This is a genomic window from Mesorhizobium sp. CC13 (assembly GCF_039907765.1).
Taxonomy (GTDB): domain Bacteria; phylum Pseudomonadota; class Alphaproteobacteria; order Rhizobiales; family Rhizobiaceae; genus Aminobacter.
Map to the genome: position 1 here is coordinate 622,971 of NZ_JARDJI010000001.1, position 20,091 is coordinate 643,061.

General features: G+C 67.9%; 22 protein-coding genes. 14 read left to right on the forward strand and 8 right to left on the reverse strand.

Annotated elements, in window-relative coordinates; genetic code table 11:
• The first annotated feature begins 6 nt into the window (after positions 1–6).
• From PV773_RS02945 to PV773_RS02960, 4 genes are all read left to right on the forward strand, one after another.
• Entirely contained in the window at positions 7–2,739 is a 2,733-nt protein-coding gene (locus tag PV773_RS02945) for a DUF2339 domain-containing protein (RefSeq protein WP_347964880.1), read from the forward strand.
• 245 nt (positions 2,740–2,984) lie between these two features.
• Positions 2,985–3,623 carry an outer membrane protein gene (locus PV773_RS02950; protein WP_347964881.1) on the forward strand — a complete coding sequence of 213 codons (639 nt, stop codon included), beginning with the start codon at positions 2,985–2,987 and terminating at the stop codon, positions 3,621–3,623.
• Between the two features lie 141 nt (positions 3,624–3,764).
• Positions 3,765–4,010, forward strand: coding sequence for a type II toxin-antitoxin system VapB family antitoxin (locus PV773_RS02955; protein WP_347964882.1), 246 nt, complete (start codon positions 3,765–3,767; stop codon positions 4,008–4,010).
• Positions 4,010–4,432 (forward strand): type II toxin-antitoxin system VapC family toxin, encoded by a 423-nt coding sequence (locus PV773_RS02960; protein WP_347964883.1) that lies wholly within the window; start codon positions 4,010–4,012, stop codon positions 4,430–4,432. The genes PV773_RS02955 and PV773_RS02960 overlap by 1 nt, the downstream gene beginning before the upstream one ends.
• Positions 4,433–4,452: 20 nt before the next feature.
• On the opposite strand, the gene PV773_RS02965 is transcribed toward PV773_RS02960, so the two are convergent.
• Entirely contained in the window at positions 4,453–5,694 is a 1,242-nt protein-coding gene (locus tag PV773_RS02965; protein WP_347964932.1) for an MFS transporter, read from the reverse strand.
• 234 nt (positions 5,695–5,928) lie between these two features.
• Between PV773_RS02965 and PV773_RS02970 the strand changes: the two genes are divergently transcribed.
• The 6 genes from PV773_RS02970 (at position 5,929) to PV773_RS02995 (ending at position 11,663) form a co-directional block, all read left to right on the forward strand.
• Positions 5,929–6,447 (forward strand): sigma-70 family RNA polymerase sigma factor, encoded by a 519-nt coding sequence (locus tag PV773_RS02970; RefSeq protein WP_347964884.1) that lies wholly within the window; start codon positions 5,929–5,931, stop codon positions 6,445–6,447.
• The gene (locus PV773_RS02975) at positions 6,444–7,238 is read left to right on the forward strand and encodes an anti-sigma factor (protein ID WP_347964885.1); all 795 of its coding nucleotides are present in this window, start codon (positions 6,444–6,446) and stop codon (positions 7,236–7,238) included. The genes PV773_RS02970 and PV773_RS02975 overlap by 4 nt, the downstream gene beginning before the upstream one ends.
• A 187-nt stretch (positions 7,239–7,425) precedes the next feature.
• Positions 7,426–8,532, forward strand: a complete 1,107-nt coding sequence (locus PV773_RS02980) for a peptidase C39 family protein (RefSeq protein ID WP_347964886.1) — start codon at positions 7,426–7,428, stop codon at positions 8,530–8,532.
• Complete coding sequence (locus PV773_RS02985; RefSeq protein WP_347964887.1) at positions 8,529–9,989, forward strand: RimK family protein; 1,461 nt, start codon at positions 8,529–8,531, stop codon at positions 9,987–9,989. The genes PV773_RS02980 and PV773_RS02985 overlap by 4 nt, the downstream gene beginning before the upstream one ends.
• 76 nt (positions 9,990–10,065) lie before the next feature.
• Positions 10,066–10,338: a DUF3303 family protein gene (locus PV773_RS02990; protein WP_347964888.1), complete on the forward strand. Its 273-nt coding sequence runs from the start codon at positions 10,066–10,068 to the stop codon at positions 10,336–10,338.
• Positions 10,339–10,472: 134 nt separating this feature from the next.
• Positions 10,473–11,663 carry a low temperature requirement protein A gene (locus PV773_RS02995; RefSeq protein WP_347964889.1) on the forward strand — a complete coding sequence of 397 codons (1,191 nt, stop codon included), beginning with the start codon at positions 10,473–10,475 and terminating at the stop codon, positions 11,661–11,663.
• Between the two features lie 6 nt (positions 11,664–11,669).
• Here PV773_RS02995 and PV773_RS03000 read toward each other — a convergent pair whose 3' ends face one another.
• A complete protein-coding gene (locus PV773_RS03000; protein ID WP_347964890.1) occupies positions 11,670–12,419 on the reverse strand; it encodes a TSUP family transporter in 750 nt (249 codons plus the stop codon).
• Positions 12,420–12,593: 174 nt separating this feature from the next.
• On the opposite strand from PV773_RS03000, the gene PV773_RS03005 reads away from it, so the two are divergent.
• Positions 12,594–13,220: a glutathione S-transferase family protein gene (locus tag PV773_RS03005; protein ID WP_347964891.1), complete on the forward strand. Its 627-nt coding sequence runs from the start codon at positions 12,594–12,596 to the stop codon at positions 13,218–13,220.
• Positions 13,221–13,223: 3 nt separating this feature from the next.
• Here PV773_RS03005 and PV773_RS03010 read toward each other — a convergent pair whose 3' ends face one another.
• Both PV773_RS03010 and PV773_RS03015 read right to left on the reverse strand, forming a co-directional pair.
• Positions 13,224–13,835, reverse strand: a complete 612-nt coding sequence (locus PV773_RS03010; protein ID WP_347964892.1) for an HD family hydrolase — start codon at positions 13,833–13,835, stop codon at positions 13,224–13,226.
• Entirely contained in the window at positions 13,835–14,713 is an 879-nt protein-coding gene (locus PV773_RS03015) for a folate-binding protein YgfZ (protein ID WP_347964893.1), read from the reverse strand. Before PV773_RS03015 ends, PV773_RS03010 begins: the two co-directional genes overlap by 1 nt.
• Before the next feature lie 69 nt (positions 14,714–14,782).
• On the opposite strand from PV773_RS03015, the gene PV773_RS03020 reads away from it, so the two are divergent.
• Positions 14,783–16,114 carry a dihydroorotase gene (locus PV773_RS03020; RefSeq protein WP_347964894.1) on the forward strand — a complete coding sequence of 444 codons (1,332 nt, stop codon included), beginning with the start codon at positions 14,783–14,785 and terminating at the stop codon, positions 16,112–16,114.
• Between the two features lie 137 nt (positions 16,115–16,251).
• On the opposite strand, the gene PV773_RS03025 is transcribed toward PV773_RS03020, so the two are convergent.
• The 4 genes from PV773_RS03025 to PV773_RS03040 all read right to left on the reverse strand — a co-directional run bounded on the left by PV773_RS03025 (position 16,252) and on the right by PV773_RS03040 (position 18,377).
• The gene (locus PV773_RS03025) at positions 16,252–17,025 is read right to left on the reverse strand and encodes a hypothetical protein (protein WP_347964933.1); all 774 of its coding nucleotides are present in this window, start codon (positions 17,023–17,025) and stop codon (positions 16,252–16,254) included.
• A gap of 118 nt (positions 17,026–17,143) precedes the next feature.
• Positions 17,144–17,401, reverse strand: a complete 258-nt coding sequence (locus PV773_RS03030; protein ID WP_340035714.1) for a hypothetical protein — start codon at positions 17,399–17,401, stop codon at positions 17,144–17,146.
• Positions 17,402–17,534: 133 nt separating this feature from the next.
• A complete protein-coding gene (locus tag PV773_RS03035; RefSeq protein WP_347964895.1) occupies positions 17,535–17,906 on the reverse strand; it encodes a TIGR02301 family protein in 372 nt (123 codons plus the stop codon).
• Positions 17,907–17,954: 48 nt separating this feature from the next.
• Entirely contained in the window at positions 17,955–18,377 is a 423-nt protein-coding gene (locus tag PV773_RS03040; RefSeq protein WP_347964896.1) for an NUDIX domain-containing protein, read from the reverse strand.
• A gap of 124 nt (positions 18,378–18,501) precedes the next feature.
• Here PV773_RS03040 and PV773_RS03045 point away from each other — a divergent pair, with 124 nt between their 5' ends.
• Both PV773_RS03045 and PV773_RS03050 read left to right on the forward strand, forming a co-directional pair.
• Positions 18,502–19,278 (forward strand): SOS response-associated peptidase, encoded by a 777-nt coding sequence (locus PV773_RS03045; protein ID WP_347964897.1) that lies wholly within the window; start codon positions 18,502–18,504, stop codon positions 19,276–19,278.
• Between the two features lie 113 nt (positions 19,279–19,391).
• Positions 19,392–20,009, forward strand: coding sequence for a LysE/ArgO family amino acid transporter (locus PV773_RS03050; protein WP_347964898.1), 618 nt, complete (start codon positions 19,392–19,394; stop codon positions 20,007–20,009).
• The last annotated feature ends 82 nt before the right edge of the window (positions 20,010–20,091 follow it).

The following is a 20,091-nucleotide window of genomic DNA, read 5'->3' on the forward strand; positions in this document are numbered from 1 at the left end:
CTGGCCATGTTCGAAAGCCTTCTGGGCGTCATTGCCATCGTCGCGCTGATCATCATCGCCTCGAAGCAGCAGTCGCGGCTCAACCTGCTCGAACGCGAGCTGCGCGCGCTGCGCGGTCTCGTGCTTTCGGGCGTGGCGCCGGCGGTCGCCACGAAGGCTGGCGAGGCATCGGCGGAGGCCGTCGGCGAGCCGCCTGCGCCCGAGGCGCCGAAGGCCGCGGCAGACGAAGCGCCCGCGCTCGCGCCGGTGACCGAACAGGCTGCCGAGCAGGCCCTGCCGACGAGAGCCGAAGAGCTTCCGGCTGCTGCCGCGGCTGCCGCGGAGACCACGCAGGCCGGTCCGTGGAGCGGCGCCGAAGCGCCCGCGGAGCCCGCGCCGGCGCGCGAAAGGCCCGACATCGAAACCGCGCTCGGTACGCGCTGGGCGGTGTGGGTCGGCGGGCTGGCGCTGGCCTTCGGCGCGGTCTTCCTGATCAAATATTCGATTGAATCCGGCCTGTTCGGCCCCGGCGCGCGGCTGACGCTCGCGGCACTTCTTGGTCTCGCGCTGGTCGGCGGCGGCGAGTTCATCCGTCGCACCGGCTACCGGGTGCCGGTAGAGGGCGGCGGCAGCGCCTACATCCCGGCGATCCTGACGGCGGCGGGGGCATTCGCGCTGTTCGGCACGGTCTATGCCGCGCATGGGCTCTACGGCTTCATCGGCGCGGGGCCGGCCTTCGTGCTGATGGGCATCATCGGCGTGGCGACGATCGCCGCGGCCCTCGCGCACGGCCAGGCGCTGGCCGGGCTCGGCCTGCTCGGCGCCATGGTGACGCCGGCGCTGATCTCGTCGACGGCGCCCAACATCTGGGCGCTGTTCGGCTATCTCGCCATCGTGCTTGCGGCCACGGCGGCCGTGGCGCGGATCAGGCGCTGGACGCTGCTGATGGGGGCGGCCTTCGTCGGCACCGGGCTGTGGACGCTGCTCTACCTCGCCGACGCGCCGCTGGCCGACTTCGCCGTCATCCTGTTCATCAGTGCCGCAACGCTCGCCACGCTCGCCTTCGTCTGGCTGGGACGCGGCGAGGATCAGGCGGAACTGGACTGGCCGTCGATCGTGCCGGCGTTCTTCCTGGCGATCACCGCCCTGGTGCTGTTCGTCCATCCGACCTATGCCGGGCTCGGCGGGCCGCTCAGGGGGGCTGCCCTTCTGCTCGGCCTGCTTGCGGTGGCGGCCTGCCGGCCCGGCGCGCTGGCGCTGCTTTTCGCGGCCGGGGCGGCGACCGTGCTGGTCTATCTGCGCAATGCGTCGGGCGGCACGCTCGAGCTCGACCTGCCGGTGGGCGGGCTGACCTTCGAGGGCCTGCCGATCGAGCTGTCGGGCGCTGAGCTCACCCGCATCGGCTGGGGGCTCGGGCTCGTCTTCGCCGGCCTGGGCCTGTGGCAGGCCAGGCGGCTGCTGGTCGCCACGCCGTGGCGGGCGGCCGCCTGGATGGGATGGGGCGTGGCGGTGCCGCTGGTGGTGCTGTTCTCGCTCTGGTTCGCCTATGGCAACCCGGACCGCGACCTGTTGCGCGCCGTGATCGCGGCAGTGCTCGTCGTGGCCTTCGCCGCCGGCGGCGAGTGGTTGGCGCGGGCGGAGGAGCCGCCGCTCACGGGCGGCCCCGCCGTCTCATTCGCGCTCGGCGGCGCCGGCGTCGCCCTACTGCTTGCCCTGCACATGGGCTTCGGCTCGGGCTGGACCACGGTGCTCTCGGGGGCGGCGGCGGCGCTGCCGGCGCTGGCGACGCGGCAGCGCGGCTATCCGGTGCTGGGCTGGCTGAGCGTCGGCGCCGCGGCCGTGGTGCTGGCGCGCGTCGCCTTCGATCCGACCATCGTCGGCGCGGATGTGCTCGGCACCACGCCGGTGTTCAACTGGCTGCTGCCTGGCTACGGCATTCCCGCGCTCGCCTTCGGCTTATCCGCCTGGCAGCTGGCGCGCACCACCGACGGCAGGCCGCGGCTGGTCATGGAGGCGGTGGCGGCGCTGTTCTCGCTGCTTGCGGTGGCGATGCTGGTGCGCCACGCGATGAACGGCGGCGTCATCTATGCCGGCACGCCGACGCTCGCCGAACAGGCGATCTACACGCTCATCGCGATCGGCGGCGGCGGCATACTGACGGCGCTCGACATGCGCTCGCCGAGCCCGGTGCTGCGCTACGGCTCGCTGGCGATCGGCGTGCTGTCGGTACTGTTCGTCGTCGCCCAGCATTTCCTGGTGCTGAACCCGCTGTTCACCGACGAGCGGACGGGAGGCATTCCGTTCTTCAACCTCCTGTTCCTCGCCTATCTGCTGCCGGCGGTGGCGGCGGCGGGGCTGGCCTATTACGCCAGGGGCAAGCGGCCGCAATGGTATTCGGCGATGCTGGCGCTGGTCGCCGCATTGCTCGCCTTCGCCTATGCGACGCTTTCGGTGCGCCGGCTGTTCCAGGGCGAATATATCGGCCTGTGGGCCGGGCTCGGGCAGTGGGAGACCTACTCCTATTCCGCACTCTGGCTCGCCATGGGCGTCGCCCTGCTGGTCGCCGGCGTGAAGCTGAGCTCGCAGGTGCTGCGCGTCGCCTCGGCCGCCCTCATCTCGGTGGCCGTGGCCAAGGTGTTCCTGTTCGACATGTCGGAGCTGGAGGGCGTGCTGCGGGCGCTGTCGTTCATCGGGCTGGGCGCCGTGCTCATCGGCATCGGCCTGTTCTACCAGCGGCTGCTGACCCGGAGCGCGCGGTAGGGCCACGCCAGGAAGGTCCGGTAACCATCTGTTAAGCTTACCGAAACTTTGCCGCCGGATATCGCCTTTTAGCGATCCGGCGCAATGTTTCGGCAATGGATCGGGGCCAAGGTCCGGCCGCGCCAATGAACTGGCGTGCGGGACCAGGCCGGCGGATCCTCCCCCTTGCCGCCATGCCGACGTCCCGCCGAGGGAGCTGCGAAGCCCGATGCCGAGCAGCCTCGAGCAATGTCGGAGCAATACTCATGTCCACGCGAAATCTGTTTTTCGTCCTCTTCGCTGGCCTAGCGCCGCTTACCCTTCCGGCCGTCGCAACGGCGGCCGACGTGGCCTCGACCTACGACAATTCGCAGGAATCGTCGGCCGGCCACGACTGGTCGGGCACCTATGCCGGCGCCCAGGTCGGTATCACCAGGGACGGCTTCCCCAACCCGTTCTCGGGCAAGACCGGCTGGCAGATCGGCGCCCAGGGCGGCATCAACTTCCAGTCCGGCATGGTCGTCTATGGCGGCGAGGTCGAAGGCAGCTACTCGACCGGCGCCACTTACGACATCGGCAACGGCGCCAAGCTCGAACGCAACTGGGATGCCGCAGCCAAGGTCCGGGCCGGCGTCGCCCTCGACCGCACCCTGGTCTATGGCACCGCCGGCTACGGCGTCACCAAGTTCGAGGCCAAGCGCAACGTGACGTCGGGCGACAACTGGGAAGGCGGCTACCTCTTGGGCGGCGGCGTCGAGCAGGCGCTGGGCGACAAGCTGTCGGCCAAGGCCGAATACAACTACGTCGATTATGGCAAGGTCCGCTCGACCATCTCGGGCGTCGGCAACCGGGCCAAGGATCTGGACAGCCACACCCTCAAGCTGGGCGTGAACTACAAGTTCTGACCGGTACCGCCGATCGAACAGGAACTGGAGCCCCGGGCGTGGCATCGCGTCCGGGGTTCTTCCGTTTCAAGGGGAGGCGGCGGCTCGCGCTTGCGCGTATATCCCGAAGGGGATATCTGTATATCCAGGAAGGATATACGGATGCCGCTCTACATTCGGGACAATAAGGTCGATGCCCTGGCGGCCGAATTGCAGGCCGTCTCGGGAGCGCAAAGCAAGACGGAAGCCGTGCGGGCGGCGCTGCAGCACGAACTCCAGCGCCACCGCGCCAAGGTGCCGCTGCGCGAACGCCTCGCCAAGCTGCAGGCGCGGGCCGCGGAACTAGGGCTGCCCAACCGCGACTTCGACATGAAAAAGTTCACGGATTCAATGTGGAGCGACGACTGATGTTCGTCGACGCGTCGGTCATCGTCGCCATCCTCAACCAAGAGCCCGGCTGGGAGGGACTGGTCAAGCAGTTGAGCGGACGCCGCAGCGATTGCCACGTTTCACCGCTGGTCCGCTTCGAGGCCGTCATGTCGGTCGCCCGGGCCGCGACGGGCGGCAGCGGCAGGAAGCCGACGTCGGAGCTGGTGGCGAATGTCGCCGCTGTCGTCGACGACTTCATGGCCGAGATCGGCGCACGGGAAATGCCGATCTCCAGTGAGATCGGTGTGATCGCGCTCGAGGCCGGCATGCGCTACGGCAAGGCGGTCGGCCATCCCGCCGACCTCAATTTCGGCGATTGCTTCGCCTACGCCTGCGCCAAGGCGCTTGGCGCGCCGCTTCTCTACAAGGGCGACGACTTTACGCGGACCGACCTGGCCTGACACCGTCAGGCAGCGTCCCGCTACTCCGCCGCGGCGAGCGCCGTGGGCCGGTGGACTGGGCGTTCCTTGATCGGCCAGTGGACTACGGCGGCGAACAGGCCGAGCACGACGCCCAGCCACCACACCGGGTCGTAGGTGCCGAAGCGGTCGTAGAGATAGCCGCCGAGCCAGACGCCGAGGAACGAGCCGATCTGGTGCGAGAAGAAGACGATGCCGGCGAGCATGCCGAGGTGGCGGGTGCCGAACATGATGGCGACCAGCCCGTTGGTCGGCGGCACCGTGGACAGCCACAGCAGCCCCATGAGGGTGGCGAAGACGATGACGCTCGTCGGCGTCTGCGGCAGGAGCAGGAAGGCCGTCACCAGCGCCGAGCGGGCGAGATAGATCCAGGCGAGGAAGATCGGCTTCGAATAGCGCTGGCCGATGATGCCCGACGCCAGCGAGCCGATGATGTTGAAGAAGCCGATCAGCGCGAGCGCGATCACCGCGTAGCGGGCGTCGATGCCGATGTCGCGGATGTAGGCCGGGAAGTGGGCGGTGATGAACGCCACCTGGAAGCCGCAGACGAAGAAGCCGGAGACGAGCAGGAGATAGCTCTTGTGGGCGAACGCCTCCGACAGCGCCTCGGCGAGCGTCTGGTCGATCTCGACCGCCGAAACCTTGCCGGAGCGCGAATTGCCCACCAGCGGGATCGCCAGCACCGGGATGGCGAGCATGGCGATCGCCATGAACACCAGCGTGTCCGACCAGCCATAGGCGTCGATCAGGCCCTGGCTGATCGGGGCGAAGATGAACATGCCGGCCGAGCCCGCGGCGGTGCCGATGCCGAAGACGAGACTGCGGTTCTGCGGCGTGGTGTTGCGGGCGAAGGCCGCGAGCACGATGCTGAACGAGCCGGCGGCGACGCCGAGGCCGACCAGCACGCCGCCGCTGATGTAGAGCATCGAGGCGCTGTCGGCATTGGCCATGAAATAGAGGCCGATCGCATAGAGCACGGCGCCCAGCGTCAGCACCCGCCAGCTGCCGAAGCGGTCGGCGAGCGCGCCGAAGATCGGCTGGCCGAGGCCCCAGAACAGGTTCTGGATCGCCATGGCGAGGCCGAAGGTGGTGCGGTCCCAGCCCTTTTCGGCGAGCATCGGCAACTGGAAGAAGCCCATGGCCGAGCGCGGGCCGAAGGTGAGGGCGGCGATCAGGCAGCCGCAGATGATGATGAGCCAGGGCACACTCGACCCCGACCTGGTGTTCACCGCCGCTGCCGTCATCATCGCATCTCCCGTGAGGGGAATGTTTCTAGCCGATCGCACCCGATCCGCATAATCAATTGGTTTCGGCCAATGCTTCAAGAAATCTGATGCGTCGGGAATAGCGCGGCCGTCGCAGGCGTTAGTTGCATGCTTGGGTGACCGGGGACGCGGGCCACCTCTATCCAGCCGCTTGCACTGCGCCGGCAAGGCGGGTTCAATCGGTGTGCTGTGAAGGGCTTGCGATCCGCGGTGATGGACGAAAAGAAGGCAGCGATACTTGCGGAAATTCCCCGATTGCGCCGGTATGCGCGCGCGCTTCTGCGCGACCGCGACGCGGCGGACGATCTCGTCCAGGACAGCCTGGAACGGGCGCTCGTCCGCATGGACAACTGGCGCACCGGAGAAAGCCCCAGGAGGTGGCTGTTCACGATCATGCATCATCTGTTCATCGACCAGATGCGCAAGGTGAGCCGGCGCGGCGAGATGGCGATCCTGCCGCTCGACACCAGCGAAGCCCTGGCCACGCCCGCCGTCCAGGCCGAGAGCGTGGCCTCGCGCGAGATCATCGACGCGCTGCAGGCGATCAGCCCGGACCGGCGCGCCGCCATGGTGCTGGTCGCCATAGAAGGGTTTTCCTATGCCGAGGCCGCGACCATGCTCGGCGTGCCGGCCGGCACGCTGATGTCGCGCATGGCCCGCGGGCGCGAGGAACTGCGCGCGCTGCTGGACGACCAGGCGCGGCGCCGGACGATAAGGATCGTCGACAGATGATCGCGCGACCCTTCACCGAACGCGACATCCACCTGGCGCTCGACGGCGAGCTGCCGGAGGACGAACGCGCCGCCTACCAGGCCTGGCTCGACGCCAACCCGGACATGAAGGCCAGGAGCCAGCGTTATGCCGCCGACCAGGCGGCGCTGCGCGGCGCGTTTGCCGGCGTGCTCGACGAAAAGGTGCCGGCGCGGCTGACGGCCGCCGTCGATGGCGAGGCGCCCAAGCGCAGGCCGGCGTCGCAGTGGTGGCGCATGGCCGCCGCGGCCACGCTGCTCGTGGCCGGCGGACTGGGCGGATACCTTGCCGGGTCGAGCGAACTGGGCTTCGGCCTCCATGACGACGACCGGGTGGCCGAGGATGCGCTCGCCGCGCATGCCACCTACATCGCCGATGCGGCGCATCCGGTCGAGGTCAGCGGCGAGAACCCCGACTACCTGACGGGCTGGCTGTCCAAGCGCACCGGGCTGAAGCTGATCGCGCCGGACCTCGCCACCAGCGGCTTCAAGCTGGTCGGCGGCCGCGTGCTGCCGGCCAAGCACGGCACCGCGGCCCTGATGATCTACGAGGACGGTCAGGGCGAGCGCATCTCCGTCTACGTCACGGCCGAGGGCGGCGCCAAGGCGAAGGGAACCTACGGACCCGAGGACGGCGGTGCCCGCGCCGTCTACTGGCTCGACCAGGGCTATGCCTGCGCCATCGTCGGCAACCTGCCGCAGGAGCGGCTGAGCGAGGTCGCCCGCGACGCCTACAAGCAGCTTCTGGCGGGGTCCGGGATGAGCCGGACCTAGCTCGCCCGCGGCCCATTAACCAGCGTTGGATTCCTATGAGATTCAAATGCCGGGGACCCGGGCGGCGTGTCACAATAAGGCCCGAATCGAGGCGTGACTGCGCAAGCGATGCGGGCGCGTGACTGCTTCGCAGGGACGTTTCCTTCAGGGGCAATCTTCCCGCCCAAGCGAGGTTCTCAGGGTCCGCATGGCAGCCGACATCCGTACGGCACGCGCTGATGATGTCGATGCGCTCTGCGCCATCGAGAACGCGGTCTTTCCCGGCGACCGCATATCGCGCCGTTCCTTCCGCCAACTGATCGAACGCGAGACCGCCGAGACGCTCGTCGCCGAATGCGACGGGCGGCTGGCCGGATACGCCATGGTGCTGTTCCGCAAGGGCAGCGGGGTGGCGCGGCTCTATTCCTTCGCCATCGCCCCAGACTTCGGCGGCCGCGGCATCGGCCGCCTGCTGCTCGAATCGGTCGAGCACATCGCCTACGACCACGGCCGCATGATGATGCGGCTCGAGGTGCGCGAGGACAATGCGCGCGCCATCCGGCTCTACGAGCAGAACGGCTACCGCCGGATCGGGGTGGAGGCCGACTACTACGAGGACGGCATGGCCGCGCTGCGCTACGAAAAGACGCTGCGCGGCGACGTGCCGATCACCACGACGGTGCCGTTCTACGCCCAGACCTGCGACTTCACCTGCGGGCCGTGCTGCCTGATGATGGCGATGGCCAATTTCGACCGCGGCTTCGTGCCCGACCCGGTGATGGAGATCAGGCTGTGGCGCGAGGCGACCACCATCTTCATGATGTCGGGGCCGGGCGGCTGCGAGCCCTTCGGGCTGGCGGTGGCAGCATATGAGGCGGGGCTCGGCACCGAGATCTTCGTCTCGGCCGCCGGCGCGCTGTTCCTGCAATCGGTGCGCAGCGCCGAGAAGCGGCGGGTGATGGAGCTGGCGCAGGCGGACTTCCGCGGCCGCGCCGACAAATACGCCATTCCCGTCACCTACAGGCCCTTCGGCCTCGACGACATCCGGGCGCGGCTGGCCGAGGGCAAGCTGGCGCTGGTGCTGATCTCGGGCTTCCTGATGTTCGGCAAGAAGGTGCCGCACTGGGTGCTCGCCATCGGCGACGACGGCGGCCACATCCTGATCCACGACCCCTGGATAGAGGACGAACAGCGCGAGACCGCCGCCGACGCCGCCAACATCCCGGTGCCCTACGACATCTTCATGCGCATGGCCCAGTTCGGCGCCGACGGCCTGCGCGCAGCCATCATTCTCGGAAAGTCCGCCAGCAAATGACCTGGGTCATCCTCACCGGCCGGCAAAGCGACCTCGACCAGGCCGCGACCCCGCACAAGATCATCACCAACCGCGACTATCTCGCCCATCCGTCGCTGTTCCGCGGCCAGCGGCCGAAGATCATCAACCTGTCCAACCGCTACACCTACCAGAGCCGCGGCTACTATGCCTCGCTGCTTGCCGGCTCGCGCGGCCACAAGGTGATCCCGTCGGTCGAGACGATGATCGACCTGTCGGAGCGCAAGCTCTACGAAAACGCGCTGCCGGAGCTGGAGCTTGCGCTCAACAAATGCCGCAAGGACATCGGCGGCAGCTTTCCCGCCAAGGTGACGGTGTTCTTCGGCATCGGTCCGTCCAAGGCGTGGGACCGCTTCGCCAAGCTCCTGTTCGACTGGTTCCGCGCGCCGGCGCTGGAGGTGGCGATCAAGGACGGCGAATGGGCCTCGATCCACAAGATCGGCTTTGCCGCGCTGGGGCGGCTGGAGGAGACCGACAAGCGGCGCTTCGTCGCCGCCCTGGACACCTATACCAGCCGCGAATGGCGCGACGGCAAGGCGCGCACGCCTTCGCGCTACACCTTCGCCACCCTGATCGACCCGCACGAGCAGATGCCGCCGTCGGCGATATCGTCGCTGCGCCACTGGGCCCGCGTCGCCGAGAAGATGGGCGTCGAGGTGGAGCCGATCACCAGGAAGGACCTCGCCAAGCTCGCCAACTACGACGCGCTGCTCATCCGCGAGACGACGTCGATCTCCAACCACACCTACCGCTTCGCGCGCCGCGCCCAGCAGGAGGGTATGCCGGTCATCGACGATCCGCTGTCGATGATCCGCTGCACCAACAAGGTCTATCTGAACGAGCTGATGGCCTACAACAACGTGCCGGTGCCGCCGACCGTGATGATCGCGAGCCCGGCCGACCTGCAGGTCGCAGCCGACACGCTGGGCTTTCCGCTGGTGCTGAAGATCCCCGACAGCTCGTTTTCGCGCGGCGTGAAGAAAGCGCACAGCTTCGACGAGCTGAAGGCGCTTGCCGCGGCCTGGATGGAGGATTCCGACCTGCTGATCGCCCAGAAATACATGCCGACGCAATATGACTGGCGCATCGGCGTGCTCGGCGGCCAGCCGCTCTTCGCCGTCCACTATCTGATGGCCAAGAAGCACTGGCAGATCGTCAACCACGATCACGGCGGCAAGCCGGTCGAGGGCGGCATCAAGACCTTCACGCTCAAGCATGCGCCGGCCCATGTGGTGGAGACGGCCGTGAAGGCCGCGCGCTGCATCGGCGACGGGCTCTATGGCGTCGACCTCAAGGAGACCAAGGACGGGGTCTTCGTCATCGAGGTCAACGACAATCCCAACCTCGACCACGGCGTCGAGGATTCCGGCGAGAAGGACGAGGTCTGGGTGCGGCTGACGCAATGGTTCCTCGACCGCCTGGAGCGGAACGGGAAGTAGGGGACGACGATCGGACCGGCGGCCGGCGATCGGCGGCCAAGGCATCGGCGCGTCCGCGGAACAGGGAGGACGTGCAATGCAGTTCATCGTCATCGAGGATTTTCGCGGGCGGGACCCCAAGGCGATCTACCGCCGATTTCGCGACAGGGGACGGCTAGCGCCCGAGGGCTTCGTCGTCCACCACAGCTGGGTCGCGGCCGACCTGAGCCGCTGCTTCATGCTGGTGGAAGCCGACGACGTGACGCTGGTGCAGCGCTGGGTCGTCGAATGGCACGACCTCGTCGGCTTCGAGATCGTGCCGGTGGCGACCAGCAAGGACGCCGCCGCAGGACTCGCTCCGCATCTCTGAGCTTTGCGCGTCGCCGCGTGAGCCTTGCCCGAGCGGCGGTGACGACCATGCCTGGCAGCCGCCGCATCTTGCCCGCTTGACGCGAAGCCTTGCCGCCGTGAATGCTGGCACCAGACGAGAGAGGGGGGACAGGCATGGCATTGACCGGGGCAAGCCGCGACTACCAGCGCCCGCGCAGGAGCGGCGAAAGCGCCAGGGTCGAATTCGTCGAGCTGTTCTTCGACCTGGTCTTCGTCTTCGCCGTCACCCAACTGTCGCATTTCCTGCTGAAGGACCTCAGCCTCGAGGGTGCGCTCGAAAGCCTGCTGATGCTGATCGCCGTGTGGTGGGTGTGGAACTACACCGCCTGGGTGACCAACTGGCTGGACCCGGCGAAGGCGCCGGTGCGTGGCATGCTGTTTGCGCTGATGCTGGCCGGGCTGATGCTCTCGACCTCGATCCCGGAGGCGTTCGAGGGGCGCGGCCTGCAGTTCGCGCTCGCCTATGTCGTCATGCAGGTCGGCCGCACGCTGTTCATGATGTGGGCACTGAGGAACCACAACCCGGCCAACTACACGAATTTCGTCCGCATCGTCCTCTGGCTGGCGCTGTCGGCCGTCTTCTGGGTCGCCGGCGGGCTGGCCGCGCCAGAGAGCCGTTTCGCGCTGTGGGCCATCGCGCTACTGATCGAGCTGGTGTCGCCGGCGCTGGGTTTCTGGACGCCGTGGCATGGCGCCTCCTCCACGGCCGACTGGGACGTCGAGGGCGGCCACATGTCCGAGCGCAATGCGCTGTTCGTCATCATCGCACTCGGCGAATCGATCCTGGTCTCGGGCGTGAGCTTCGCCGAACTCGAGCTGAACTGGGTAAACCTCGCGGCCTTCCTCACCACCTTCTTCGCCTCTGTCGCCATGTGGCTGATCTACTTCAACGTCGGCCAGGAGCTGGCGCATCACAAGATCGCCCATGCCGCCGATACCGGCCAGATCGCGCGCGGCGCCTACACCTACATCCCGATGATCCTGGTGGCCGGCATCATCGTGGTCGCCGTGTCGGACGAACTGGTGCTGGCGCATCCGCTCGGCGACGCGGGCGCCGCGGTGATCTGGACGTCCATCGGCGGCACCGCGCTCTATCTGGCGGGCAATCTCCTGTTCAAGCGCTACGTGGTCGGCCGGGCGCCGCTGTCGCATATCGTCGGCCTGGCGATCCTTGCGGCGCTGGTGCCGCTCGCCACCATGATGGCGCCGCTGGCGATAGGGGCTGCGACGACGCTCGTGATGGTGCTGGTGGCCTATCTCGAGCTGCGCGGCCAGCCTGGGGTGCAGCACAAGCAGGAGAGCTGAGCCCGTTCAGCCGCGCAGGCCCTGCACGATCAAAAGCAGGCCGCCGCAAACCACCACCGCGTCGAGTATGGCGATGTGGGCGGAATTGGTCAGGCCCGAGGTGAGGCGCCTGGCGACGAAGGCGCCGGGGGTCGCGCAGACACCGATGAGCAGGGCGAGCGCGACCGACGACAGCGGCAGGAAACCGGCCGACCGGAACACCAGCACCTTGGCGAGGCCGAGCGTCATCGAAATGCCGGCGTCGGTGGCCACGACAGCCGTGCCGCCCAGGCCGGACGCGAGCAGGATGGTGATGAGCACGACGCCCGAACCCGACGTGCCGCCGGCGAGCAGGCCGTAGCCGAGCCCGGCGGCGCCGAGGCCGGTGCCGCGCAGGCGGCCGCGGGCGCGCATGAGCAGGCGGCGCAGCGGCACCAGCGCGAGGAGCACGGTGCCGATGAGCAGCGTGATGCCAGGGCCGGAGAGCAGCGTGTAGCCCCAGGCGCCGGCGATGCAGGCAGGGAAGGCGAAGGCACCGACGGCAAGCGCGGTCGGCCTGTCGAAATCCTTGCGGAACGCGGCAAGCCGGCTGCCGTTGGTCATCAGCGCCGAAACGCTGATGACCGGGACCACGGCCTCGGGGCCGACGATCGGCAGCAGCACCGGCGGCAGCAGCAGGCCGGTTCCGTAGCCGGTGACGCCGCCTATGGTGGCCGCCGAGAACGACACGGCCGCCACCAGCAGATATTGCCACAGCGCTACGTCAGCGAAGGTCACGACTCGGCCAAGCCTTGTTGTGGAAAGTACCGTTCTTCTGCTGCAATCGCTGGGCGACCGCAAGCCGGTGCATGCCAATGCGCCTGCTGGACCATCGGGAGCGCGCTGCCCGGCGCATGGACGGCGCGCGGCAGGGTGTAGTATCCGGTCGAAAAATCGTATCGGGAGGCAGCCATGATCCTCATCGGCCAGTATGACAGCCCCTTCGTCCGCCGCGTCGGCGTAGCGCTCAGGCTCTACGGCATCCCCTTCACCCACGAGCCATGGTCGTCCTTCGGCGATGCCGAGAAGATCAGGCGCTACAACCCGCTGACCAGGGTGCCGACCCTGGTGCTCGACAATGGCGAGGTGCTGATCGAGAGCCACATCATCCTCGACTATCTCGACAGCCTCGTGCCGGCCGGGCAGGCGATGTTCCCAAGTGCCGAGCCGGAGCGCCACCAGGCGCTGAAGGTCGCGGCACTGGCGACGGGGCTGGGCGACAAGGCGGTGAGCCTGTTCTACGAAGGGCGGCTGCATGAGCGGGTGTCGCAAGTGTGGGTCGAGCGCTGCCGCACGCAGATCGAGAGCGTGCTCGCCGTGCTCGAGGCCGACCGCGTCGCGCGCAAGGGCGAATTCTGGTTCGGCGACCGCATCGGCCATGCCGACATCGCGGTGGCGGCGGTGCTGCGCTTCGTCAACGACGTGCATGGCGCGCTGGTGCGGATCAGCGACTTCCCGGCGCTTGCGGCGCATTCGGCCAGGCTCGAGGCGATGCTGGTGTTCCAGGAAATCAGCCAGGAATTCATCCCGCCAGCCTGAGCTTTACCCCAGGCGCTGCTTCTCGATCGCCTGGAAGCGCTCCACGAAGGCCTTCTGGACACGTTTGGCCGGCTGCGGCGCCATGTCGAGGCCGTCGACGGAAATGCCGCGCGGGCGGCCGAAATACTGCGTCGCCTCCGCCACCGAGAAGCCGGCGAGCTCCGTCGCCTCGAAATAGGCCGCGATCTGGTCGGCGCGCTTGATCTCCTTCTTCAGCCCCTGGGCGATTGCCGCGGGCAGGCCGAAGCGCAGGTGGATGGCGTGCTGCAGGCGCTCCTCGCAGGACTTGTAGCCGCCGCCGACCACCGACTTGAACGGCGAGATCATGTCGCCGATGACATATTCGGGCGCGTCGTGGAGCAGGGCGGCCAGATGGGCGTCGGGTCCGGCGGCCGGCACGATCCTGCGGAAGATGGCCTCGACCACCAGCGAGTGCTGGGCCACCGAGAAGGCATGGTCGCCCGAGGTCTGGCCGTTCCAGCGGGCGACGCGGGCGAGGCCGTGGGCAATGTCGGCGATCTCGACGTCGAGCGGCGAGGGGTCGAGCAGGTCGAGGCGACGCCCCGACAGCATGCGCTGCCAGGCGCGCGGCGGGGCGCCGGGACGATCGGCCATCAGGCTTCTTCTTCCGCGCCGGCGGCCTCGGGATAGGTGAAGCGCGCCCAGGCGGGGATCGCCGGCGTCACCGCGACATCGCCAGCGGTGATCTCGGCGCCGGCGTCGAGCGCTGCCTTGACCCGGTCGATGCGGGCGATGGCGAGGCCGTGGCTGCCCGAGACGGAGCCGAGCGTGCCCACCACCTTGCCGCCGGAGATCAGGTCGGTGCCGGGGGCGGGGAGGTCGGAGGCGGCTTGGATCAAAAGCACACGGCGGCGGGCCGTGCCGCGGTGCTGCATGCGCGAGACGACCTCCTGGCCGATGAAGCAGCCCTTCTTGAAGCCGACGCCGCCCATCTGGTCGAGCAGCACGTCGTGCGGGAAGGCGTCGCCCAGCCCATAGTCGGGGCCGCTTTCGGCGACGCCGGCGGCGACGCGGAAGGAATGCCAATCCGCCTCGGAGGCGTCGGCCGAAGGGGCAGCGCCGTAGTGGCGAAGGACCGGCGACTGGAAGCGGCTGTCGCGGACGGTTGAATCAGTTTGCGAGGCAGTTGAATCGGCGTCGGAAGCGGCTGAATCACTTTCCCACGAGACCGCGACAACCGGTTGATCCTGCTTGGAAATCTCGGCCTTGGCACGCAGCCGGTAGAGCATCAGGCGGCGGACGAAATCGTCGGCAATGTCGGCGCGGCACTCGAGCCTCAGCGCATTTTCGCCGCTGCGCGAGGCCAGGAAATCGAACATGATCTTGCCCTGCGGCGCCAGCAGCGCACCGGGCTTGGCTTCGCGCTCTCCGAGCGCCGCAAGGTCGACGGTCACGATGTTCTGCAGGAAATGCTCGGCGTCTGTACCGAAGACATCGATAATGGCGCGGTCGGCGAGAATGGCTGTTGGCATGGACCTGATCTTGCAATTCGGAGAGCCATTACGTAAGCCGCAGGCAATTTCCAGACAAGGGCACCCGCGATGGCTACCAGCTTCGATCTCATCCTCAAGGGCGGGACGGTCGTCAATCACGACGGCATCGGTCTCCGCGACCTCGGCGTGACCAAAGGACGGATCGCCGCCATCGGCGACCTGACGGCCGCCTCGGCCGGCGAGACCATCGACTGCCGCGGCCTGCACATCCTGCCGGGCGTGGTCGACAGCCAGGTGCATTTCCGCGAGCCGGGTCTGGAGCACAAGGAAGACCTGGAGACGGGTTCGCGCGCGGCGGTGCTCGGCGGCGTCACCGCCGTCTTCGAGATGCCCAACACCAACCCGCTGACGACGAGCGAGGCGACGCTTGCCGACAAGGTGAGCCGTGCGACCGCGCGCATGCATTGCGACTTCGCCTTCTGGGTCGGCGGCACGCGCGACAACGCCGGGGACGTCGCCGAGCTGGAGCGCCTGCCGGGTGCGGCCGGCATCAAGGTGTTCATGGGTTCGTCCACCGGCGACCTTTTGGTCGAGGACGACGAGGGCGTGGCATCGATCCTGCGCAACACCCGCCGCCGCGCCGCCTTCCACTCCGAGGACGAGTTCCGCCTGCGCGAGCGGCAGAACCTGCGCGTCGAGAACGACCCGTCCTCGCATCCGGTCTGGCGCGACGAGATCGCCGCGCTGCAGTGCACCGAGCGGCTGGTGCGCATCGCCCGGCAGGAACGCGCGCGCATCCACGTGCTGCACATCTCGACGGCGGAGGAGATCGCCTTCCTCGAGCATCACAAGGATGTCGCCACCTGCGAGGCGACGCCGCACCACCTGACCATGTCCTCGGACGACTATGCCCGTCTCGGCACGCTCCTGCAGATGAACCCGCCGGTGCGCTCAGTGCGCCATCGCGACGGCATCTGGCACGGCATCGGCCAGGGCGTCGTCGACGTGCTGGGCTCCGACCATGCGCCGCACACGCTGGCCGAAAAGGCAAAACCCTATCCGGCCTCGCCCTCGGGCATGACCGGCGTGCAGACCTTGGTGCCGATCATGCTCGACCATGTGAATGCAGGGCGCCTGACTCTGGAACGCTTCGTCGATCTTTCGAGCCACGGCCCGAACCGGATTTTCGGCATGGCGCGCAAGGGCCGCATCGCCGCCGGTTACGACGCCGACTTCACCGTGGTCGACATGAAGCGCAAGGAAACCATCACCAACGCCCAGGCCGGCTCCAGGGCCGGCTGGACGCCCTATGACGGCAAAGAGGTGACAGGCTGGCCGGTGGGCACCATCGTTCGCGGCATCCGTGTCATGTGGGAGGGCGAGATCGCCAACCCGTCGCAGGGCAGGGCGGTGGAGTTTTCGGAAGCGGTGGTGAGGTAATTTTTCTTCTCCCCGTTCACGGGGAGAAGATGCCGGCAGGCAGATGAGGGGCGGAGCCAGCCTCACAGATCGATGCGCTGCCCCTCATCCGGCCCTTCGGGCCACCTTCTCCCCGTGAACGGGGAGAAGGAAAAAGGTCAATCCCCGGCGACGAAGAAGGCCCAGCGTCCCTCGGGCGTGATGCCGAGGCGGTAGAAGACGTAGGTGCCGTATTGCTTCATGTCCTCGTAGTCGCCGGCGGTGACGATCTTGAACAATTCGACCTTCTGGCGTGGATCGAGCTTCTCCAGCGGCATGCCGAAGAAATACGGCCAGACATAGAGGTCCTCGTCGGTGCCCTCGCCGAGATGCACGTAACCGGCGCTCAGCACCTCTTCCATGATTGCGAGGATTTCCTGGCCTTCGCCGTCGCCCGAGAGGCTTTTCAGGAACGCGATCGGGTCGCCTTCGACGTCGCCGAAGGAAATCTGCGGCATGTCCTCGCCCGTGCCGATCAGCGGCCGGAGCTTTTCGATGTCGCCGGTCTTGGCGGCCTCGACGAGCAGGTTGCGCATGCGCTGCACCGGCTCGGGCAAGCGGCTGAGGTCATAGACGATCTCGGGCAGCGGCGCCTCGGGATCGGGATGCGGCATGGCCGGATTGCTTGCGTCCTCCGGCTCGGCCGGGGCCTCCTCCTGCGGTTCGGTCTGCTGGTCCTGCGGCGCCGCCTCGGTGCCGGCCGGCGGCACCTTCTGGATCGGGTCCGGCATCGGCACCGCGCTTTCGGGGGTGGCGTTCTGGTCGGAAGGCGCCGCCGGGGCGGCCGGTACGGGCAGTTCCTCGCGCTTGATCTCGCTGAGGGCCAGCGCCGAAGACGTGCCGAGCGGCGTGATCGCCAGGGCGGCCGCCACAGCAAGCACCGCAGCTCGCATGGCGGCGCGGGGCGCAAAATCGTTCTGTGGCCGCATCAAGGCTAGACTCCGGTATTTCCTCGTGACGGCCGGCATGATGCCGAAACGGCCACGGCTAGTCAAAGAACCGCTGCAGCGCTCAATGCCGCAGGCGCAGCGGCTCGAATTCGCCGGCCTCGACCTTCGCCCGCATGCGGTCGAGCAGCGCAAGCGCGGCCTGCTCGCCATTGGCGGCCACGATCTCGGCGAAGGCCGTGGTGAGGGCGGCTTCGGCGATGATCTCGGGCTCGATGCCGGCGGAAAGGCCTTCCGCCCATGCCTCGTTGTGGCTCTCGACGGCGGTCAGTCGCTTTTCTTCCCTGACCAGCGCGTCGATGTCGCTTACGCGTTGTTCCATTTCGGTCTTTCACCCTGTCAAGCGACCCGGTGATTCGGATCAACTTGAGCTATCCCTTTAATGTCCCGTTAAGAGACTTAGCACAATCGGCCGTTCGTGTACGGCAGGCAATGCCGTGAAAGTAAATAGCCTGTTAATTGCCGTAACGCGAGGCGATATCTCGGCTGAGCGTTTCGCCCTCCTTCATGTAGCGCGAGATCGCCTCGGTGGCCGACGCGGTGCAGGCGGTGTAGGTGCCTTCGAACGACCGGTAGCCGCGGTTGAAGCTGGCGATGAACCGGGCCCGCCGCTCGGGCGTCGGGTTCTCGGACTGGAGTAGCTTCTCCATCTGCTCGCGCCACTGGGTTCCCTTTTCACCGCAGAGATTGCGCAGGAAATGCAGCGAGCCCATGACCTCGGCCAGGCGCATCAGCCCCGGCTCGAAGGGCGCCTCGACCGCGCGCGCGGCGATAGGGCCGCTCGCAGCGAGCGTCAGGGCAAAGAGAATGGTCGAGGCACGGCGCATAAGCTTTTGTGGCGAAACAAATTGTCCGCCGCAAGGCGGGGCGGACCTCTATCCCGGCAGAATTACGCCGCCGCCGAGCAGTTCGAGCACGATCTCCAGCGTCGAATCGGTGAGCGGCAGGCGCTCGATCTCGTCGAGGCCGAAGAAGGCGGCTTCGTCGGCGTCGTCGGCCGCGACCGGCTCGCCCGCGAGGTGCCGCGCGCCGAAGACGGTGAGCAGGTAGACCGACCCGCCGTCGCTGCGGCTGTCGATGAGGATATCGCGCAGCGGCACGAGTGTGCCCACCGCGATGCCGGTTTCCTCCAGGAGTTCGCGGCGCGCGGCGTCCTCGAGCGATTCGCCGGCCTCTACCCGGCCGCCGGGGAAGGCGTAGAGGCCCTTGGACGGCGCCCGCCCGCGCCTGACCAGCATGATCGCGCGGCCGCGCATGACTGCGACGGACACGGCCGGGACGATGGTGGTTTCGTTCATGGCGACTGCACGTCCTTATGCGTTGCCCTCCGGCCGGTTGGCTCGGCAGGGGGAAAAGCTGCTTTAGCGGTTGCGGCGATGGCGATCCATCGCCACTTTGTGGGCGGAACAGGGATTTTAAGCCATGTGCGGACGTATCGCGGTGATCGCCTCGCCCGAGGAGACGGCTGCCTTCATCGGCGTCGGCGACCTCGAGAGCTTTCCGCCGCGCTACAACGTGGCGCCGACCCAGCCGATCCTGGTGGTGACGGCCGGACCGCCGCGCCCGCCCGGCTCGAACCTGCCCGACCGCGGGGCACTGCTGGCGCGCTGGGGGCTCATCCCGGCCTGGGCCAGGAACCCTTCGGACCTGCCGCTGCTGTTCAACGCGCGCTCCGAATCGGCGATCGACAAGGCCGCCTTCCGCAATGCCATGCGGCACCGGCGGGCGCTGGTGCCGGTCTCGGGCTTCTACGAGTGGAAGAAGCTGCCGGGCAACCGCCGCCAGCCCTACTGGCTGAGGCCGCGCCGGGGCGGGCTGGTGGCGCTGGCCGGACTGATGGAAACCTGGAGCGAGCCGGGCGGCTCGGAGATCGACACGGCGGCGATTCTGACCACCGATGCGAGCGCCGACATCGCCCACATCCACGACCGCATGCCCGTCGTCATCCAGCCCGAGGACTTCGCCCGCTGGCTCGACTGCCGCACCCGGGAGCCACGCGACGTGGCCGAGCTGATGCGGCCGGCGCAGCCGGATTTCTTCGAACAGATCCCGGTGTCGGAGCTGGTCAACAAGGTCACCAACATGGGGCCGGAGATCCAGGACCGGGTGGAGCCGCTGCCGGAGGCCGCGCCGGGCAAGGTGAAGGCCGCAAAGCCAAAGGCGGAAAAGTCCGACGACGACCAGATGAAGCTGTTCTGACGGCGCACGACGTCCGCTTGGACGCGCGACCGACGCCCTGGCCCTATCGATCCATGGGTCGTGCATTCCGAAAACCGATTTCGGTTTTCGGGCCGATGCATTAGAAGGGCCGCGTGACTGGCTCTGTCTTCTCCGCCGCCATTTCCGGTTTCCTGCTCGGCGCCTCGCTCATCATAGCGATCGGCGCGCAGAACGCCTTCATCCTGCGCCAGGGCCTGCTGCGCCAGCACGTCTTTGTGTTGTCGCTGATCTGCGCCCTTTCCGACGCGCTCCTGATCGCCGCCGGCGTCGCCGGCCTCGGCACGCTGATCTCGCAGTCGCCGCGGCTGATCATGGCGGTGACGGTGGGTGGCGCCCTGTTCCTGTTCACCTACGCGGTGATCGCCTTCCGCCGGGCCATGAAGCCCGAGGCGCTGCAGGCCGCCAGGACCGGGGAGGCCAGGCTGGGGCCGGCGGTGGCCGCCTGCCTCGCCTTCACCTTCCTCAACCCGCATGTCTATCTCGACACGGTGGTGCTGCTCGGCGGGCTTTCGGCCGCATACGAGGGCCAGGCGCGCCTTGCCTATGGCATCGGCGCGGCAACCGCGTCATTCGTGTGGTTCTTCGGGCTCGGCTATGGCGCGAGGCTGTTGCAGCCGGTGTTCGCCCGGCCTGCTTCCTGGCGCGTGCTCGATATGCTGATCGGCTTCGTGATGGTGGCGATCGGCGCGAGCCTTGTCGGCCGGATCTAGCTAGGTGTGGAGCCTCAACAGGTTGTCCTCGGTCAAAGCGAGGCGACTGATAGGTGTTTTGGACTTTAGGCTGCCGTGGGGA

Bases quoted from the DNA above. Each gene is read 5' to 3' on its own strand.
- PV773_RS02945 (WP_347964880.1), top strand. From the start codon at position 7: ATGTTCGAAAGCCTTCTGGGCGTCATTGCCATCGTCGCGCTGATCATC.
- PV773_RS02950 (WP_347964881.1), top strand. From the start codon at position 2,985: ATGTCCACGCGAAATCTGTTTTTCGTCCTCTTCGCTGGCCTAGCGCCG.
- PV773_RS02955 (WP_347964882.1), top strand. From the start codon at position 3,765: ATGCCGCTCTACATTCGGGACAATAAGGTCGATGCCCTGGCGGCCGAA.
- PV773_RS02960 (WP_347964883.1), top strand. From the start codon at position 4,010: ATGTTCGTCGACGCGTCGGTCATCGTCGCCATCCTCAACCAAGAGCCC.
- PV773_RS02965 (WP_347964932.1), bottom strand. From the start codon at position 5,694: ATGACGGCAGCGGCGGTGAACACCAGGTCGGGGTCGAGTGTGCCCTGG.
- PV773_RS02970 (WP_347964884.1), top strand. From the start codon at position 5,929: ATGGACGAAAAGAAGGCAGCGATACTTGCGGAAATTCCCCGATTGCGC.
- PV773_RS02975 (WP_347964885.1), top strand. From the start codon at position 6,444: ATGATCGCGCGACCCTTCACCGAACGCGACATCCACCTGGCGCTCGAC.
- PV773_RS02980 (WP_347964886.1), top strand. From the start codon at position 7,426: ATGGCAGCCGACATCCGTACGGCACGCGCTGATGATGTCGATGCGCTC.
- PV773_RS02985 (WP_347964887.1), top strand. From the start codon at position 8,529: ATGACCTGGGTCATCCTCACCGGCCGGCAAAGCGACCTCGACCAGGCC.
- PV773_RS02990 (WP_347964888.1), top strand. From the start codon at position 10,066: ATGCAGTTCATCGTCATCGAGGATTTTCGCGGGCGGGACCCCAAGGCG.
- PV773_RS02995 (WP_347964889.1), top strand. From the start codon at position 10,473: ATGGCATTGACCGGGGCAAGCCGCGACTACCAGCGCCCGCGCAGGAGC.
- PV773_RS03005 (WP_347964891.1), top strand. From the start codon at position 12,594: ATGATCCTCATCGGCCAGTATGACAGCCCCTTCGTCCGCCGCGTCGGC.
- PV773_RS03010 (WP_347964892.1), bottom strand. From the start codon at position 13,835: ATGGCCGATCGTCCCGGCGCCCCGCCGCGCGCCTGGCAGCGCATGCTG.
- PV773_RS03015 (WP_347964893.1), bottom strand. From the start codon at position 14,713: ATGCCAACAGCCATTCTCGCCGACCGCGCCATTATCGATGTCTTCGGT.
- PV773_RS03020 (WP_347964894.1), top strand. From the start codon at position 14,783: ATGGCTACCAGCTTCGATCTCATCCTCAAGGGCGGGACGGTCGTCAAT.
- PV773_RS03025 (WP_347964933.1), bottom strand. From the start codon at position 17,025: ATGCGAGCTGCGGTGCTTGCTGTGGCGGCCGCCCTGGCGATCACGCCG.
- PV773_RS03030 (WP_340035714.1), bottom strand. From the start codon at position 17,401: ATGGAACAACGCGTAAGCGACATCGACGCGCTGGTCAGGGAAGAAAAG.
- PV773_RS03035 (WP_347964895.1), bottom strand. From the start codon at position 17,906: ATGCGCCGTGCCTCGACCATTCTCTTTGCCCTGACGCTCGCTGCGAGC.
- PV773_RS03040 (WP_347964896.1), bottom strand. From the start codon at position 18,377: ATGAACGAAACCACCATCGTCCCGGCCGTGTCCGTCGCAGTCATGCGC.
- PV773_RS03045 (WP_347964897.1), top strand. From the start codon at position 18,502: ATGTGCGGACGTATCGCGGTGATCGCCTCGCCCGAGGAGACGGCTGCC.